General features: G+C 74.2%; 13 protein-coding genes. 4 read left to right on the top strand and 9 right to left on the bottom strand.

What is annotated here, in order from left to right; all coding sequences use genetic code 11:
• Nucleotides 1-286: 286 nt before the first annotated feature.
• From ACWCRA_RS23650 to ACWCRA_RS23640, 3 genes are all read right to left on the bottom strand, one after another.
• The gene (locus ACWCRA_RS23650) at nucleotides 287-1,120 is read right to left on the bottom strand and encodes an ABC transporter ATP-binding protein (RefSeq protein ID WP_351553062.1); all 834 of its coding nucleotides are present in this window, start codon (nucleotides 1,118-1,120) and stop codon (nucleotides 287-289) included.
• A complete protein-coding gene (locus ACWCRA_RS23645; protein ID WP_351553065.1) occupies nucleotides 1,117-2,172 on the bottom strand; it encodes a FecCD family ABC transporter permease in 1,056 nt (351 codons plus the stop codon). Before ACWCRA_RS23645 ends, ACWCRA_RS23650 begins: the two co-directional genes overlap by 4 nt.
• 61 nt (nucleotides 2,173-2,233) lie before the next feature.
• A complete protein-coding gene (locus ACWCRA_RS23640) occupies nucleotides 2,234-3,244 on the bottom strand; it encodes a FecCD family ABC transporter permease (RefSeq protein WP_351553068.1) in 1,011 nt (336 codons plus the stop codon).
• Between the two features lie 121 nt (nucleotides 3,245-3,365).
• Between ACWCRA_RS23640 and ACWCRA_RS23635 the strand changes: the two genes are divergently transcribed.
• Nucleotides 3,366-4,034 (top strand): HAD family hydrolase, encoded by a 669-nt coding sequence (locus ACWCRA_RS23635; protein WP_351553071.1) that lies wholly within the window; start codon nucleotides 3,366-3,368, stop codon nucleotides 4,032-4,034.
• Here ACWCRA_RS23635 and ACWCRA_RS23630 read toward each other — a convergent pair.
• On the bottom strand, nucleotides 4,031-4,267 hold the full coding sequence (locus ACWCRA_RS23630) for a hypothetical protein (protein WP_351553074.1): 237 nt from the start codon (nucleotides 4,265-4,267) through the stop codon (nucleotides 4,031-4,033). The two genes, ACWCRA_RS23635 and ACWCRA_RS23630, sit on opposite strands and share 4 nt — an antisense overlap.
• Nucleotides 4,268-4,461: 194 nt before the next feature.
• Here ACWCRA_RS23630 and ACWCRA_RS23625 point away from each other — a divergent pair, with 194 nt between their 5' ends.
• Nucleotides 4,462-4,845 carry a cold-shock protein gene (locus ACWCRA_RS23625; RefSeq protein ID WP_351553077.1) on the top strand — a complete coding sequence of 128 codons (384 nt, stop codon included), beginning with the start codon at nucleotides 4,462-4,464 and terminating at the stop codon, nucleotides 4,843-4,845.
• 107 nt (nucleotides 4,846-4,952) lie between these two features.
• On the opposite strand, the gene ACWCRA_RS23620 is transcribed toward ACWCRA_RS23625, so the two are convergent.
• From ACWCRA_RS23620 to ACWCRA_RS23605, 4 genes are all read right to left on the bottom strand, one after another.
• Nucleotides 4,953-5,792, bottom strand: coding sequence for a 1,4-dihydroxy-6-naphthoate synthase (locus tag ACWCRA_RS23620; protein WP_451068526.1), 840 nt, complete (start codon nucleotides 5,790-5,792; stop codon nucleotides 4,953-4,955).
• On the bottom strand, nucleotides 5,789-6,436 hold the full coding sequence (locus tag ACWCRA_RS23615; protein WP_451068525.1) for a futalosine hydrolase: 648 nt from the start codon (nucleotides 6,434-6,436) through the stop codon (nucleotides 5,789-5,791). Before ACWCRA_RS23615 ends, ACWCRA_RS23620 begins: the two co-directional genes overlap by 4 nt.
• A 15-nt stretch (nucleotides 6,437-6,451) precedes the next feature.
• Nucleotides 6,452-6,931: a DUF2771 domain-containing protein gene (locus ACWCRA_RS23610; protein ID WP_351553085.1), complete on the bottom strand. Its 480-nt coding sequence runs from the start codon at nucleotides 6,929-6,931 to the stop codon at nucleotides 6,452-6,454.
• A 389-nt stretch (nucleotides 6,932-7,320) separates the two neighbouring features.
• Nucleotides 7,321-8,670 carry an MFS transporter gene (locus ACWCRA_RS23605; RefSeq protein ID WP_351553088.1) on the bottom strand — a complete coding sequence of 450 codons (1,350 nt, stop codon included), beginning with the start codon at nucleotides 8,668-8,670 and terminating at the stop codon, nucleotides 7,321-7,323.
• Nucleotides 8,671-8,984: 314 nt separating this feature from the next.
• Between ACWCRA_RS23605 and ACWCRA_RS23600 the strand changes: the two genes are divergently transcribed.
• Both ACWCRA_RS23600 and ACWCRA_RS23595 read left to right on the top strand, forming a co-directional pair.
• On the top strand, nucleotides 8,985-9,881 hold the full coding sequence (locus tag ACWCRA_RS23600; RefSeq protein WP_351553091.1) for a DUF3027 domain-containing protein: 897 nt from the start codon (nucleotides 8,985-8,987) through the stop codon (nucleotides 9,879-9,881).
• Nucleotides 9,882-10,811: 930 nt separating this feature from the next.
• The gene (locus tag ACWCRA_RS23595; RefSeq protein ID WP_351553094.1) at nucleotides 10,812-13,964 is read left to right on the top strand and encodes a sacsin N-terminal ATP-binding-like domain-containing protein; all 3,153 of its coding nucleotides are present in this window, start codon (nucleotides 10,812-10,814) and stop codon (nucleotides 13,962-13,964) included.
• A gap of 292 nt (nucleotides 13,965-14,256) precedes the next feature.
• On the opposite strand, the gene ACWCRA_RS23590 is transcribed toward ACWCRA_RS23595, so the two are convergent.
• On the bottom strand, nucleotides 14,257-16,752 hold the full coding sequence (locus ACWCRA_RS23590) for an HAD-IC family P-type ATPase (RefSeq protein ID WP_451068524.1): 2,496 nt from the start codon (nucleotides 16,750-16,752) through the stop codon (nucleotides 14,257-14,259).
• Between the last annotated feature and the right edge of the window lie 71 nt (nucleotides 16,753-16,823).

Below are 16,823 nucleotides of genomic sequence, written 5' to 3'. Positions count from 1 at the left end.
GCCCCCGAACCCCCGCTCCTCAATCGCCGGAGGGGCTGGGGTGGTGCGGCTCAATCGCCGGAGGGGCTTGGGTGTGCTGCCTCGGTCGCCGGAGGGGCTGGGGTGGTGCGGCTCAATCGCCGGAGGGGCTTGGGTGTGCTGCCTTGGTCGCCGGCGGGGCTGGATTTCGTGCCTTGGCTCCCCGGCGAGGCTCGGGGTTGCTCCCGGAGGCAGCTCTGGGGGGACCCCGCACCACGAGGTGGCCCGAGCCATCTTCAGCCCGGCAGCCCCCAAAGCCCCCCCCGGGCTACCGGAGGGCCTCGCGCGGGGGCGGGGGCTTTCGCAGGGGGGTTCCCGGGGTGTAGGGGGCGCCCGGGATTACCAGGGGGGAGGCGGTCACCGGGTCCGGGATCACCACCGCCTCCAGGCCGAACACCTCCCGCACCAGCTCCTCCGTCACCACCTCCGACGGCGCCCCCTCCGCCACCACCCGCCCCGCCTTCATCGCCACCAGGTGATCCGCGTACCGCGCCGCCTGGTTCAGGTCGTGCAGCACCGCCACCACCGTCCGCCCCCGCTCGTGGTTGAGCCGGCGCACCAGATCCAGCACCTCCACCTGGTGGGAGATGTCCAGGAAGGTCGTCGGCTCGTCCAGCAGCAGGACCTCCGTCTCCTGGGCGAGCGCCATCGCGATCCACACCCGCTGCCGCTGTCCCCCGGACAGCTCATCCACGGAACGGTCCGCCAGCGCCAGCACATCCGTGCGGGTCATCGCGTCCGTGACCGCCCGCTCGTCCTCCTCCGACCACTGCCTCCACCACGCCTGGTGCGGCTGCCGCCCCCGCGACACCAGATCGGAGACGGTGATCGCCTCCGGCGCCACCGGCGACTGCGGCAGCAGCCCGATCGACTGGGCGATCCGCTTCGTCGGGATGCGGTCCAGCTCCGTCCCGTCCAGCAGCACCGCCCCGCCCCTGGGCTTCAGCAGCCGCCCCAGCGCCCGCAGGGTCGTGGACTTGCCGCAGGCGTTCGGGCCGACGATCACGGTCACCCGCCCGTCCGGCACCGCGAGATCCAGCTCGTGGACGACGGTGCGGTCCTCGTAGGCGAGCGTCAGCTCGCGCGCGGTGAGCCTGCTCACGATGTCCCTCCGGTGGTGCGGCCGCGCATCAGCAGCCAGATCAGATACGGGGCGCCGACGGCGGCCGTCAGCACCCCCACGGGCAGTTCGGTGGGGGCGAGGACCTTGCGCGCCAGCAGATCCGCCAGGACGACGATCACCGCCCCGGCCAGCGCCGAGCTCAGCAGGGGGATCTGCGCGGTCCGGGTCAGCCGCCGGGCGATCTGCGGCGCGAGCAGCGCCACGAAGTCCACCGGCCCCGCCGCGCCCGTCGCCACCGAGGCGAGCACCACCCCGGTGAGCACGAGCCCCAGCCGCACCCGCCCCAGCCGGATGCCCAGGGCGGTGGCGGTGTCGTCGTCCAGGGAGACGTTCCGCTGGGCGCGGGCCGCCCACACCACGGCGGGAAGGAGCACCAGCAGCGTCCAGCCGAGCGGCGCCGCCTCCTCCCAGCCCCGTCCGTTGACCGAGCCGGACATCCAGATGTGCGCCTGCTGGGCGACCACATGGTCGGTCTTGGTCATGAAGAGCAGCGTCACCGAGCGCAGGGCGACCCCGAAGCCGATGCCGATGAGGACGAAGCGGGTGGCGTGCAGCCCGCCGCGCCAGGCGAAGAGATAGACCAGCAGGGCGGCGGCCAGCCCGCCGGCGACCGAGAGATACGGCAGCAGGGCCGCCGAGGAGAACCCGAAGGCCATCCCGGCGACGGTCACCGCTGTCGCGCCCTGGCTGATGCCGATGATGTCCGGGCTGGCCAGCGGATTGCGGGCGACGGTCTGGATGAGGGCGCCCGCGACCCCGAAGGCGAGTCCGACGAGCAGGGCGACGGTCATCCGGGGCAGCCGCAGCGTCCCCACGACCAGCTCGTGGCCGGAGGGCTGCCCGAGGACCACCCGCACCACCTCGCCGGGGGCGACGAAGCTCTCGCCGACGGAGAGGTACGCGACACAGACCGCGGCCAGCAGCACCCCGAGCCCGGCCGCGGTCAGCGCGGCCCGCCGGTGCACGAGGAAGGCCGCCCCCCGGGCCCGTACGACGGTGTATCCGGCGGGGCGGACGGTGGTGGTGCTCATCTGTGGCCCCCCGTGGTGGTGGTGGATCGTCCGGCTGCGCCGGCCCGGCGTCTAGCCCCGCTCATGCCGGGACCGTCTTCCGGCGGACCAGGGCGACCAGGAAGGGCACCCCGATCAGGGCGGTCATCACCCCGGCCGGCACCTCTCCCGGCGGGATCACCACCCGGCCCGCCGTGTCCGCCACCAGCAGCACCACCGGGCCGGCCAGCGCCGCCAGCGGCAGCACCCAGCGGTGGTCGGTGCCGACGATCGCCCGGACGATGTGCGGGACCGCGAGGCCGATGAAGGCGATCGGGCCCGCCGCCGCCACCCCGGCCCCGGTGAGGACCGTGGCGCCGAGGCCGCCCACGATCCGCACGGCGGCGACGTTCTGGCCCAGCCCCTTCGCCATGTCCTCGCCGAGTGCCAGCGCGTCGAGCCCCCGGGCCACCGAGGCCACCAGCACCAGGCCCAGCAGCAGGAACGGCCAGACCTGCGAGATCACCTCGGCGTCCCGCCCGGCGACCGACCCCACCTGCCAGAAGCGGAACTCGTCCAGGGTGGAGCCCTTGGTGGTGAGGATCGCCGTCACGACGGCCACCAGGAGCGCGTTGATCGCCGCCCCGCCGAGCGCCAGCTTCACCGGGGTGGCGCCGCCGCGCCCGGCCGAGGCGATGGCGTACACCGCCACCGAGGTGAGCGCGGCACCCAGGAAGCCGAACCAGACGTACCCCGACAGGGTGTGCACCCCCAGGAACGCGATGGCGATCACCACCCCCACGGAAGCGCCCTGGCTGATCCCGAGAATCCCCGGGTCGGCGATGGGGTTGCGGGTGATGCCCTGCATCACGGCGCCCGCCACCGCGAGGGCCGCGCCGACCAGGACGGCGATCACCGTGCGCGGGACGCGCAACTCGCGCACGACCCGGGCGTCGTCGCCGGCGCCCCCGTTGAGCAGGGCGTCGAACACGGCGGACGGCGCGACGGCGCGCGCCCCCACCGCAAGGCTCAGCAGGACCGCGATCAGCAGGGCCGCGAGGGCCGCTGCCGTCCAGCCGATGCGGCGGACCGCGAGCGCACGTCTGGCGGACATGAGTACCAATCAGGGGTGCGGGCGCCGGTCCGGCGACCGGCGGGGCATGGTTAGGCTTGGCTAAGTGTAAAGGTCACGTGTAAAGGCCATGGATGGGCCGGGTATGGGCACAATTGGCCCTATGAGTCCCCTGATTCCCACCCCGCCGCACCCCCGCGAGCCGGCCTCCGGGCCCGCCCCGCTCACCGTCGGGTTCGACCTCGACATGACCCTCATCGACTCCCGCCCCGGCATCCGCGCCGCCTACCGGGCGCTCACCGAGGAGACGGGTGTGTGGATAGACGCCGATCTCGCCGTCACCCGGCTGGGCCCGCCGCTGGAGCAGGAGCTGGCGCACTGGTTTCCCGATGATCAGATTCAGGCCATGGGCGATCGTTACCGTGCGCTGTATCCGGAGTACGCGATCGCGCCCACGAAGGCCCTCCCCGGCGCGCGCGAGGCCATCGCCGCGGTTCAGGAGTCCGGCGGCCGGGCCATCGTCGTCACGGCCAAGCACGAGCCGAACGCCAGGCTCCATCTCACCCATCTGGGGATGGCGCCCGACGCCGTCATCGGCTGGCTCTGGGCGGAGGCCAAGGCGGAGGCGCTCCATGAGCACGGCGCGGGTGTCTACGTCGGCGACCATATCGGCGACGTCCGCGGCGCCCGCACCGCCGGAGCCCTCTCCGTCGCCGTGCCCACCGGCCCCTGCACCGCCGCTGAGCTGCGGAAAGAGGGTGCGGATGTGGTACTCGACGACCTCACGGCCTTCCCGGCGTGGCTGCGCGGGCACCTGGGGGCACGGGCCTAGGCGGCGGACTTCGCGGCGCGCCGCTGAGCCGCGATCGAACGCAGCACCCCCGCCCCGGCGATCATGAATCCGACGCCCATCAGCATGCAGACCGCATAGGCGATCGGCGGAAACGGGTCCGTCCCCAGAAAGAGCGGTGCCATCGTGACCAGGGTGGCCACGGCGCCGACGACGAAGACAATGCCACCGGTACGGACCAGTCCGTCACCCGGTGCGGCAGGAGTAGCAGTCATCCGGCCAGGGTAGTTCCCAGCGAGTAGGAACCGATCGGCGACGTCTTGTCAGCAGCCCCTGGACCATTAGCCTTGGGTTCGGCGGGTCGGTCGACCCGCTGTAGTGCTTCCAGAGCAGTGCTTCCCGAGCCGAATCCCGGCGACAAGCTTCCGGTGGCCCCAGCGCCCCAATGAGTACGAAGACGAGGACAGACGTGCCTACCGGCAAGGTCAAATGGTTCAACAGCGAGAAGGGCTTCGGCTTTCTCTCCCGCGACGACGGCGGAGACGTCTTCGTTCACTCGTCCGTGCTGCCCGACGGGGTCGACGCGCTCAAGCCGGGCCAGCGCGTCGAATTCGGCGTGGTCGCGGGCCAGCGCGGTGACCAGGCGCTCTCCGTGACGATCCTCGACCCCACCCCCTCCGTCGCGGCGGCGCAGCGGCGCAAGCCCGATGAGCTGGCGTCCATCGTGCAGGACCTGACGACGCTCCTGGAGAACATCACCCCGATGCTGGAGCGGGGCCGCTACCCCGACAAGGTCCACGGCGCGAAGATCGCCGGTCTGCTGCGGGCCGTGGCCGACCAGCTCGACGTCTGACCGCCTCCCGCCGTCGGCGGCCCCGGCGCGCCCGGGGCCGGCCCCTCGGCCCCGCGGTTCCTCGGCCCCGCGGTTCCTCGGCTCCTCGGCTTCCTCCAAGGGGAGGGTCAGCCGAAGGTGAGCGCGCCCGGTCTCAGCGGCGGTACGAGCCCCTCGGCCGCCGCCCGGGTGAGCAGCCCGCGCACCGCCGCGTAGCCGTCCTCCCCCAGGTCGGCGGTGAACTCGTTGACGTACAGACCGATGTGCTGGACCGCCACCTTCGGGTCCATCTCCTGCGCGTGCTCGCGCACATACGGCCGGGACGCCTCCGGGTCGTCCCAGGCCATCCGTACCGAGGCGCGGATCGACTCCGCCAGCAGCTCCAGCGTCTCCGTCCCCAGCGAGCGTCTGGCGATGATCGCGCCGAGCGGGATGGGGAGCCCGGTGGCGGACTCCCAGTGCTCGCCCATGTCGGCCAGCCGGTGGAGCCCGTACGAGCGGTAGGTGAAGCGGGCCTCGTGGATGACGAGCCCGGCGTCCACCCGGCCGTCCCGGACCGCCGGCATGATCTCGTGGAACGGCAGGACGACCACCTCGCCGACCCCGCCCGGGACCTGGTCGGCGGCCCACAGCCGGAAGAGCAGATACGCCGTCGAACGCTCGCTCGGGACCGCGACGGTTCTGCCGCGCAGATCCGTCCCCGGCTCCCGGGTGAGGACCAGCGGGCCGCAGCCCCGGCCCAGCGCCCCGCCGCACGGCAGCAGGGTGTACTCGTCGAGGACCCACGGCAGCACGGCGTACGACACCTTCAGGATGTCGCCCTCGCCGCGCTCGGCCAGCTGGTTGGTGATGTCGATGTCCGCGAACGTCACCTCCACGGGGGGTGCGCCGGGGACCCGGCCGTGGGCCCACGCGTCGAAGACGAAGGTGTCGTTCGGGCAGGGGGAGTAGGAGATCCGCAGGGTCATGACGACTCCTCCAGGAGGGGGCCGATCCGCTGGAAGCCGGTCCGCAGCGCGGCCAGCGCGTCCCCGATGCGCCAGGCGTCCCGGTCGCGCGGCCCCACGGCGTTGGAGATCGCCCGGACCTCCAGCACCGGCAGCCCGTGGGCGGCGGCGGCCTCGGCGACCCCGAAGCCCTCCATCGCCTCGGCGGCGGCCCGGGGGTGACACCGGCTCAGCTCGGCGGCGCGCTCGGCCGTTCCGGTGACCGTGGAGACGGTCAGGACCGGCGCGTACAGGGCGCCGGCCGCCTCGGCCGCGCGGGCGGCGAGACCGGCGGGCGGCAGATGGGTGGCGCGGCCGAAGCCCAGCTCCGCGACGGAGAGAAAGCCGTCCGGCCCGGCGGCGCCGAGATCGGCGGCCACGATCGCGTCGGCGACCACCAGGGAGCCGACGGGCGCGTGCGGCCGGAAGCCGCCCCCGATACCGGCGGAGATCACCACGTCATAGGGGGAGCCCCGGTGCGCGGCCAGGGACAGCTCCGTCGCGGTGGCGGCGGCGGCGGCGGCCGGTCCGACCCCGGCGGCGAGCACCCGCGCCGCGGCCGTGGTGAGCCCGGCGGAGACGGAGTCCGCCTCCGCCGCCACCGCGGTCACGACCAGTACGCGCACGCCCCGGCCCCCGCGCTACTTCTTCTCGAGCGTGAACTGCCAGATGCCGAGGAGCTTCTTGCTGTCGGTCTTGGTCTCGACGATGCTGATGTTCGTCTTGCTGGGGGCCTCGCCGGTCTGCGAGGTGAAGAACGAGCTGGCGGAGATGGTCCGGTACGTCTTCTTGAACGGCTCCTGCTCGGCCTGCTGGCCGCCGATGAACAGGGTCCAGCCGTTCTCCGCGACCGACGGGTCGACCCCGAAGTGGATGCGGTCCTCCATGGCGACCTTGATGGTCTTACCGGTCTTGTTCAGGCACTCCTCGACCAGGGACTCCTTGATCGCCTTGCCGTCGTTGTAGCAGGCCGCCTCGGAGTGGACGGACTCCGGGCCGACCGTGACGGTCGCGAGGGGGGTCGGCTTTTCGCAGGCCGAGAGTACGAGGAGCCCGGCGGAGACGGCGCCGATGGTGGCAGCGGCCCGGCGGCGCCTGCCGGAGAAGATCGCAACGGTCATGGCCAAAAGGCTATCGGTCCCGCCGTGCCTTCCCGCGCGGGGGTCCGGCGCGCCGCGCTCGGGGAACCCGAACCAGCGGAATCCGGACCGGGGGAGAGGGCGGGCGCGGGGGACGGGCCCGGCCCGGGGAGGCCGGCCGGGGCGTGCCGGGGGAGGCTGGGGGCCAGGGGGTTTCCGGCGCCCCGGGCGGGGCGCGGGCGCCCCCCGGCGGGTTCCGGGCGCCCCCGGGCGGGGTGCGGGTGGCTTCGGGGTGCGCACGGCTTCCGGTGGGGTGCGGGTGGCTCCCGGTGGGGCTCACGTACCCCGGTGGGGCTCACGTACCCCGGCAGGGCTCACGTACCCCGGTGGGGCTCACGTACCCCGGCAGGGCTCACGTACCCCGGTGGGGCTCAGGCGACCCTCGGGCGCGGGCGGTGGCCTGGGCGACCCGCGACCAGCAGCCCGCGCCCCGCCAGCGCCGCCCCCGTGCAGACGATCCCCGCCGCCACACCCATCCCCAGGACCCCGTTGAGCGGCAGCAGCATCCCGATGCCCCCGCCCACCACCCACGACATCTGGAGCACCGTCTCGGAGCGGGCGAACGCCGAGGTCCGCACCTCCTCCGGCACATCCCGCTGGATCAGCGCGTCCAGGGACAGCTTCGCCAGCGCCTGGCAGAGCCCCGCCGTCGCCGCGAGCACCGCGACCATCCCCGCGCCGAAGAAGACCGCCGCCAGCACCGCCGCCGCCGGCAGCACCGCCAGCACCGTGGCGATGATCAGCTCCGGGCCCCGGGCCTTCAGCCAGGCCCCCACCGCCGTCCCCAGCGCGTTGCCGAGACCGGCGGCGACCCCCACGAGCCCCAGCGACACCGCCGCGCTCTGCCCGGCCAGCGGATGCTCCCGCAGCAGAAACGCCAGGAAGAAGATGAGGAACCCGGAGAGCATCCGGAAGGAGGCATTGGCCTGGAGCCCGTGCAGCACCGACGGGCCGACCGTCCGCAGCCCCGGCTTCCGCTGCCCCAGCGGCAGAATCCGCGCCTTCCGCTCGCCCTTCGCCGAATCCACCTTCGGCGGCAGCTTCAGCGCCCAGTACGTCCCGAGGACGAAGAGCGCACACGCTCCGTACAGCGTCCACTCCGGGCCGATCCGGTGCAGCCCCGCCCCGATCGGCGCGGCGGCGCCCGTCGCCAGCAGGCCCGCGAGGGTGACCCGGGAGTTCGCCTTGACCAGCGAGAACCCCGCCGGCAGCAGCCGGGGCACGACCGCGCTGCGGACCACCCCGTACGCCTTCGACGCGACCAGCACCCCCAGCGCCGCCGGATACAGCTCAAGGCCCCCGGTGGCGACCGCGCCCGAGAGCCCCAGCGCCAGCAGCGCCCGGGTGCCCATCGCGCCCGCCATCGCCGCGCGGCGGCCGTGCGGAATCCGGTCGAGCAGCGGGCCGATCACGGGCGCCAGCAGGGCGAAGGGGGCGAGGGTGATCGCCAGGTAGAGGGTGACCCGGCCGCGTGCCTCGTCGGTGGGGACGGAGAAGAAGACCGTGGACGCCAGGGCGACGGTGATCATGACATCGCCCGCGCCGTTCACGGCGTGCAGCTCGATCAGCCGGCCGAGGCCCGACTCGCCCGCGCCGTGCGCGTGGGTGGCCCGTCTGATCCGGCGGCCGGTGCCCGTGAACGGCATCCGCAGGGCACGCCCGACCGCCCGGCACGCTCTGCCGAGCGCTCCGGGCCCCTGGGACGACCTGGCGGCTGCCACCTCGTCATAGTGCCCCAAGGACCGCTGAGAACACGCGCGATGCGCCGGAGCGGGGTCACTGGTTGACCCCTTGTTGGAGCGCGCAGGTGGGCGCGGGGCTGCGGAAGGGGTAGCGTGCGTAGCGCGCCACCGGCGATTGTTCCCGGCCGCGCGCCTCTTCGGCATCCCGCAGAATGGATGGCGGTAGGTGTGCCCGGGACGGGTTGGTCCGGGCGCGGACGTCGATGCGGCCCCCTGGTCCGCTCCGCCTGCGGCCCGTTCCTCACGACTCGGCAGGCGCACCCGTGAGACGGCGTAGGAGAGAAGCGAGACCTGTGAGTGCTGCGACGACGCGAAGCCGAACCCCTGACCGCCTGTGCGCCGAGGCGGTAGACCTCGCCCGGTCGGCTGCCGAGGAGGCCGCCGCCCCCGGGGTGGTCGGGGAGCATGTGTCCCTTGTCTCGGAGGGGGATCGTGTCGTCACACACTTCTTCGAGTGCAAGGAGCCCGGGTACCGGGGCTGGCGCTGGGCGGTGACTGTGGCGCGGGCCTCCCGCGCGAAGAACGTCACGCTGGACGAGACCGTCCTGCTGCCGGGGCCCGACGCGCTCCTCGCCCCCGAGTGGGTGCCCTGGAGCGAGCGGCTGCGCCCGGGTGACCTGGGCCCCGGGGACCTGCTGCCCACCGAGGCGGAGGATCTCCGGCTGGAGCCCGGCTTCACCGGGGAGGACGCGCCGCCGCCGAACTCGGTGATCGCCCAGACCTCCCACGACCTGGCCGAACGCGTCGAGGCGGAGGACGCCGAGCTGACCGACCGCGCCCCCGCGGACACGGTCACCAACGCGCGCGGGCAGATCGCCGCGGTGGCGGAGGAGCTGGGGATGCGGCGGGCGCGGGTGCTGTCGCGCTACGGCCTGCACATCGCGGCTGACCGCTGGGAGGAGTCGTTCGGGGCGAAGACGCCGATGGCGCAGGCGGCGCCTGCGGCGTGTGTGACGTGCGGGTTTCTGATGCCGATCGCGGGGTCGTTGGGGCAGGCGTTCGGGGTGTGCGCGAATGAGTACTCGCCGGCGGACGGGAGGGTGGTGTCGCTGGCGTACGGGTGTGGTGGGCACTCCGAGGCGGCGGTCATGCCGAAGACCCCCCAGCCCCCCGCCCCCGTCTTCGACTCGGTGGCGACCGATGCCTTCCCCTTGACCCCCACCCCCGATGACGACCTGGGCCACTCCTAGGGAGTTTCTTTCGGATCGGGCCGGATCGGTGCCGGGGCTCGCGAGCCCGGCAAGATCCGAAAGAGACGACCTAGCCCCGCTCCCGCGCCACGGGGAGCCCGAGCAATCCCAGCCTGTCCGGCGCCCCCGGCCGGTCTGGGGCGCCTCCCGGAGGCAGCTCCGGGGGAGTTTGAGGACGGACCCCGCGCTACGGGTGGCCCGAGCAAACCCAGCCCGTCTGGGGGCACCTCCCAGAGGCAGCTCTGGGGGAGTTTGAGGACGGACCCTGTGCCACAGGACCTCGCATCCCGCGGGCCACGGTCGGGGGCCAGCCCCCGAACCCCCGCTCCTCAATCGCCGGAGGGGCTGGAGTTGCTCAGGTCATCCGAGGGGGGCTGGGGTTTCTCAGGTCGCCAGCGGGGCTGGGGTTGCTCAGGTCACCCGAGGGGGCTGGAGTTGCTCAGGTCGCCAGCGGGGCTTGGGTTTCTCAGGTCGCCAGCGGGGCTGGAGTTGCTCAGGTCACCCGAGGGGGCTTGGGTTGCTCAGGTCGCCGGAGGGGCTTGGGATGCTCAGGTCACCTGAGGGGGCTTGGGATGCTCAGGTCACCTGAGGGGGCTTGAGTTGCTCAGGTTGCCGGAGGGGCTTGAGTTGCTCAGGTTGTCGGCGGGGCTGGGGTGGTGCGGCTCAGGTCGCCGGCGGGGCTGGGAATCTCAGCCTGGCTGGGGGCACCTCCCGGAGGCAGCTCTGGGGGAGATTGAGGGCGGCCCCCGCGCCACAGGGCCCCGCACGCTGCGGGCCACGGGATTTCGTGCCTCGGCTCGCAAGCGAGACTGGTGGTGCGGGGTGGACGGATTGGGGGCAAAGCGGGTCGGTGGGCGGACCGTGGCCCGGGGGGACGAGGGGAAGCTGTACCTTCAGCCGAAGCCCATCCCCACAGAGCGGAGCACCCCCGTGACCCTCACGACCACCGAGTGGGCAGACCCCTTCGGGACCGCCGACCTGCGGCGCGGGGTGCTCGACGCATGGCGCACCACCCCCGCCCGCTTCCGCGAGGACGCCAACGCCGAAGAGGACCTCGTCCTCGGCGGCTACCGCGACCGCCTCGTCGTCGAGCTCGCCCAGAACGCCGCCGACGCCGCCGCCCGCGCCGGCACCCCCGGCCGCCTCCGCCTCACCCTCCGGCCCGCCGCGGGCGACACCCCCGCCGTCCTCGCCGCGGCCAACACCGGCGCCCCCCTCGACGCCGCCGGCGTCGAATCCCTCAGCACCCTCCGCGCCTCCGCCAAGCGCGACGACGGCGACACCGTCGGCCGCTTCGGCGTCGGCTTCGCCTCCGTCCTCGCGGTCAGCGACGACCCCGCCGTCCTCAGCCACCACGGCGGCGTCCGCTGGTCCCTCGCCGAGGCCCGCGCCCTCACCGAGGACGCCGCCGCCACCAGCCCCGGCCTCGGCGACGAACTCCGCCGCCGTGACGGCCAGGTCCCCCTGCTGCGGCTCCCGCTCCCCGCCGAGGGCCCCGCCCCGGACGGCTACGACACGGTCGTCGTGCTGCCCCTGCGCGACGGCGCCGCCGTCGACCTCGTCGAACGCCTCCTCGCCTCCATCGACGACGCCCTCCTCCTCACCCTCCCCGGCCTCTCCGAGATCGTCGTCGAGACCCCCGGCTCCACCCGCGAACTCCACCGCTCCACCGACGGCCCCTACGTCCACATCCGCGACAGCGCCCACGGCGACCGCCGCTGGCGGGCCGTCACCGACGGCGGCCCCATCGCCCCGGAACTCCTCCGCGACCGCCCGATCGAGGAGCGGCTGCGCCCCCACTGGTCCGTCACCTGGGCCGTCCCCGTGGACGGGGACGGCACCCCCGCCCACCCGCGCACGGCCCCCGTCGTCCACGCCCCCACCCCCACCGACGAGCCCCTCGGCATCCCGGCCCTGCTGATCGCCTCCTTCCCGCTGGACACCACCCGGCGCCACCCCGCCCCCGGCCCCCTCACCGACTTCCTCGTGGAGCGCGCGGCCCGGGCGTACACCGGACTCCTCGGCGACTGGCGGCCCGTCACCACCGGCACCATCGACCTGGTCCCGGGCCCGCTCGGCAAGGGCGAGCTGGACGGGGCGCTGCGCGCGGCCGTCCTCGGACTGCTGCCGCGCACGGCGTTCCTGGAGCCCGCCGCCGCCCCCCGGGACACCTCCGGCGAGGACACCGGGCTGCCGGACCGCGCCGCCCCCGCAGCCCTGCGCCCCATCGAGGCCGAGGTCCTGGAGGGCGCCGGCGCCGACACGGTGCGGGTCCTCGCCGAGGTGCTGCCGTCCCTGCTCCCCGCCGGTCTGGAGCGCCGGGCGGAGCTGCGCACCCTCGGCGTCGCCCGGGTCCCGCTGACCGAGGCCGTCGACCGCCTGGCCGGTCTGGAGCGCGAACCCTCCTGGTGGCGGCGGCTCTACGACAGCCTCGCGGGTGTCGACCCGGAGCGCCTGACCGGCCTCCCCGTCCCGCTCGCGGACGGCCGCACCACCATCGGGCCCCGCCAGACCCTCCTCCCGCTGCCGGACACCCCCGCGAGCCTCGCCCGGCTCGGCCTCAAGGTCGTCCACCCGGACGCCGCCCACCCCCTCCTGGAGAAGCTGGGCGCCCTCCCCGCCACCCCCCGCGCCGTTCTGACCACTCCTCAGGTCCGTGCCGCCGTCGCCGCCTCCCTCGACGCGGGCGAGATCTGGGACGAGGACGCCCCCGACGCCGAGGAACTCGCCGACACGGTCCTCGGCCTCGTCCGGGACGCCGACCTCGAACCCGGCGACGAGCCCTGGCTCGGCGCTCTCGCCCTCCCCGACGACGAGGGCGAACCGGCCCCCGCCGGCGAGCTGGTGCTGCCCGGCAGCCCCTTCGCCCTGGTCATGCGCGAGGACGAACTCGCGCTCTGCGACGCCGGCCTCGCCGCCCGCTGGGGACAGCGGCCGCTGGCCGCCTGCGGAGTGCTGGCCGACTTCACCCTCGTACGCGCCACGGACGTCGTCCTGGACCCCGACGAGCTGGAGCCCCGCGACGGCGACTGGGCCGAACCGGACGACGCCGGCCTCCTCGACGCCGTCGACGTCTGGTGCGAGGACGTCCTCGACCGGCTGCCCGACACCCCCGTCCCGCCCGTCGCCACCGAGATCGTCGCCGTGCGCGATCTGGACCTCGTGGACGACGACTGCTGGCCGCAGGCCCTCGCACTGCTCGCCCGGCCGCCGCTGCGGGACGCGCTCACCCAGCCCGTGCGCGTCCTGCTCCCGGACGGCACCACCGAGACCGTCCGCCCCTACACCGCGTGGTGGCTGCGCGACCACCCCGTCCTCGACGGCCGCCGCCCCGCCGGGCTCCGTGCCGCCGGGGGCGATCCCCTGCTGGAGGGGTTGTACGAGGCGGTGGACGCCACCGGGTTCGACGACGCCCAGGTGCTGCGCGCGCTGGGGGTACGGACCTCTGCCGCCGACCTCCTCGACGAGCCGGGCGGCGCCGCCGAACTGCTGGGCCGGCTCGCCGACCCGGATCTCCCGGTGCGACCCGCGCAGCTCCACGGCCTCTACAGCGCCCTCGCCGAGCTGGACCCGGAGCAGGTGACCCTCCCCGACGAGCTGCGGGCGGTCGTCGACGGCGAGGTGCGGGTGGTGGACGCGCGGGACGCGGTGATCGCCGACGCCCCCGATCTGCTGCCCCTCGCCGATGGTCTGCCGCTGCTGCCCGTCGCCCCGGAGCGGGCCGGGGAGCTGGGTGAGCTGCTCCAGGTCCGCAGGCTGAGCGAGACGGTCACCGCCGAGGTGACGACCGAGGGGGAGGAGCACCGGGTCCCGGACCCGGTCCGGGTCCTGCTCGGTCCCGCGACCCCCGCCGCGTACATCGAGCACGACGAGCTGATCGCGGGCGGTGCCGCGCTGGACTGGCACCGCACCCCCGACGGTGTGCTCCATGCCGCGACCCTGGAGGGCGTCGCCGCCGGACTCGCCTGGGCGGCGGGCCAGTGGTCCCGGCGGTTCGAGGTCGCGGCGCTGCTGGAGGACCCGTCCCGTACGGAGGAGCTGGCGCGGGACCGCTGGTTCGACTCCGGATGGGTGAGCCGATGACCCGCTGAGCACCGGGCCACCCGCCTGAACCATGTGAGCCCGCCCACCATTCGACGACGGCCCCCGCGCCCCGGGCGCCCCGGGCAATCCCAGCCGGTCCGGCACACCCAGCCGGTCTGGGGGCACCTCCCAGCGAGGCTGGAACGCGTGCCTCGGCCCGCCCGGCGAGGCGGATCTTGTGCCTCGGCCCGCCCCCGCGAGGCCGGCGCGGCTCGCCCCCGGAGGGGCTGCGCGGGTGCGCCGCGGATGGCGGGCAGCGGCAGGGGCGGCGCCCCCGGACCCGGCCATCGGGTCACCGCGAGGCGGACACCCCCCGGGCAGCCCAGCGCCACCCCACCTCCAGCAACCCCGCCCCCACCACCCCCACCCCCACCGCCCCCCAAGGCACCTCCACCCCCACCAACCGCAACGCGAAAAACTCCTGCAACCACGGCACCGCCAACACCACCACAAACCCCGCCCCCATCGCCCCCACCAAACACACCCGCCACCATGTGTACGGCCGCGCCACGATCCCCAGCACCCACATCGACACCAGGAACAGCGTCAGCGTCGCCGCGCTGGTCTCCGCCTGGAGCGCGCCCGGGCCGCTGTAGTGCGCGCGGGCCAGCAGATACGTGGTGAAGGTGGCCGCCGCCACCACCACCCCCGCCGGGATCGCGTACCGCATCACCCGGCGCACGAAGTGCGGCTGCGCCCGCTCCCTGTTGGGGGCCAGCGCCAGGAAGAAGGCCGGCACCCCGATCGTCAGCGTCGAGATCAGCGTCAGATGCCGGGGCAGGAACGGGTACTCCACCTGGCTGCACACCACCAGCACCGCCAGCAGCACCGAGTACACCGTCTTCGTCAGGAAGAGCGTGGCCACCCGGGTGATGTTCCCGATCACCCGCCGCCCCTCCGCCACCACCGACGGCAGCGTGGCGAAGCTGTTGTTCAGCAGCACGATCTGGGCCACCGCCCGGGTCGCCTCGGACCCCGAGCCCATCGCGACCCCGATGTCCGCGTCCTTGAGGGCGAGGACGTCGTTGACCCCGTCCCCGGTCATGGCGACCGTGTGCCCCCGGGACTGGAGCGCCCCCACCATGTCCCGCTTCTGCTGCGGGGTGACCCGGCCGAAGACGGTGCGCGCCTCCAGCTCCGCCGCCATGGCGTCGCGTTCGGCGGGCAGGGCGCGCGCGTCGACGGTGTGCTCGGCGCCCGGGAGCCCGAGCTTCGCCGCCACCGCGCCCACGGAGACCGCGTTGTCCCCGGAGATCACCTTGGCGCTGACGTCCTGCTCGGCGAAGTACCGCAGGGTGTCCGCCGCGTCGGGCCGCAGCCGCTGCTCCAGCACCACGAGCGCGGCGGGCCGGACGCCGTCGGCGACCGCCGGGGAGTCCAGCGGGACGTCCGACTCGGCCAGCAGCAGCACCCGCAGCCCCTGCTCGTTGAGCGCGTCGATCCCGGACAGCTCCGGCGCGCCGCCGGGCAGCAGCACATCGGGCGCGCCCAGGAGCCAGACGGAGGAGCCCCCGCCCTCGCCCCCGGTGAGGCTCGCACCGCTGTATTTGCGGGCCGACGAGAAGGGAAGGGTGTCGGTGGCGAGCAGTCCGCCGTGGTCGGGGTGGGCGTCGGCGATCGCCCGGAGGGAGGCGTTGGGATGCGGGTCGGCGGTGCCGAGGGCGCCGAGCACCTTCCGTACGCGGTCCTCGTCCGCCCCGCCGAGGGTCCGCACCTCCGTCACGTCCATCCCGCCCTCGGTGAGGGTGCCGGTCTTGTCGAGACAGACCACATCCACCCGGGCGAGCCCCTCGATCGCGGGCAGCTCCTGCACCAGGCACTGCCGGCGGCCGAGCCGGATCACCCCGATGGCGAAGGCGACGGAGGTGAGCAGCACCAGCCCCTCGGGGATCATCGGCACGATCCCGCCCACGGTCCGGGCGATGGAGTCCTTGAGGTTGCTCTGTTTGACGATCAGCTGGCTGATGACGAGCCCGGTCGCGGTCGGGATCATCATCCAGGTCACGTACTTGAGGATGGTGCTGATGCCGCTGCGCAGCTCGGAGTGGACGAGGGTGAAGCGGGACGCCTCCTCGGCGAGCTGCGCGGCGTAGGCCTCGCGGCCCACCCGGGTGGCGGTGAAGGAGCCGCCGCCCGCGACGACGAAGCTCCCCGACATCACCCGGTCCCCGGGCCGCTTGAGCACGGGGTCGGCCTCGCCGGTGAGCAGCGACTCGTCGATCTCCAGGCTCTCCGACTCCACCACCTCGCCGTCCACGACGACCTTGTCGCCGGGGCCCAGCTCCACCAGGTCCCCGAGGACGATCGCGGAGGTGGAGACCTCGGCGGCCCGTCCGTCGCGCCGTACGGTCGGCTTCGCCTCGCCGATGACCGCGAGCCCGTCGAGGGTCCGTTTGGCCCGCAGCTCCTGGACGATGCCGATCCCGGTGTTGGCGACGATCACAAAGCCGAAGAGGCTGTCCTGGATCGGCGCGACCACCAGCATGACCGCCCAGAGCACACCGATGAGGGCGTTGAAGCGGGTGAGGACATTGGCCCGGACGATCTCCCCGATGGAGCGGGAGGAGCGCACGGGTACGTCGTTGACCTCGCCCCGCGCGATCCGTTCCGCGACCTCGGCGGAGGTCAGCCCGGTGGCCCGGGCGCGCGCCTCGGGCAGCCGGACGGGGTGGACGGGGTCGAGTTCGGAGCCCGCGTCGATGAGCGGCCCGGTCCGGTGGTCCCGCCGGGCGCGGGCCCCGCCGTCCGGCTCAGGGTCTTCCGTGTCGATCCCCGCACGCTGCGTCATGGTCCGTACGGTACGGAAGGAGCGGCGGCTCCACCCGTCGGGAAACGGGCCGTGTCCCGGCCGTACGGGCC

This window comes from Streptomyces sp. NPDC001889, from assembly GCF_053594535.1.
Note: the sequence above shows the minus strand (reverse complement) of the source record. Positions and strands in the feature narration are given on the sequence as shown.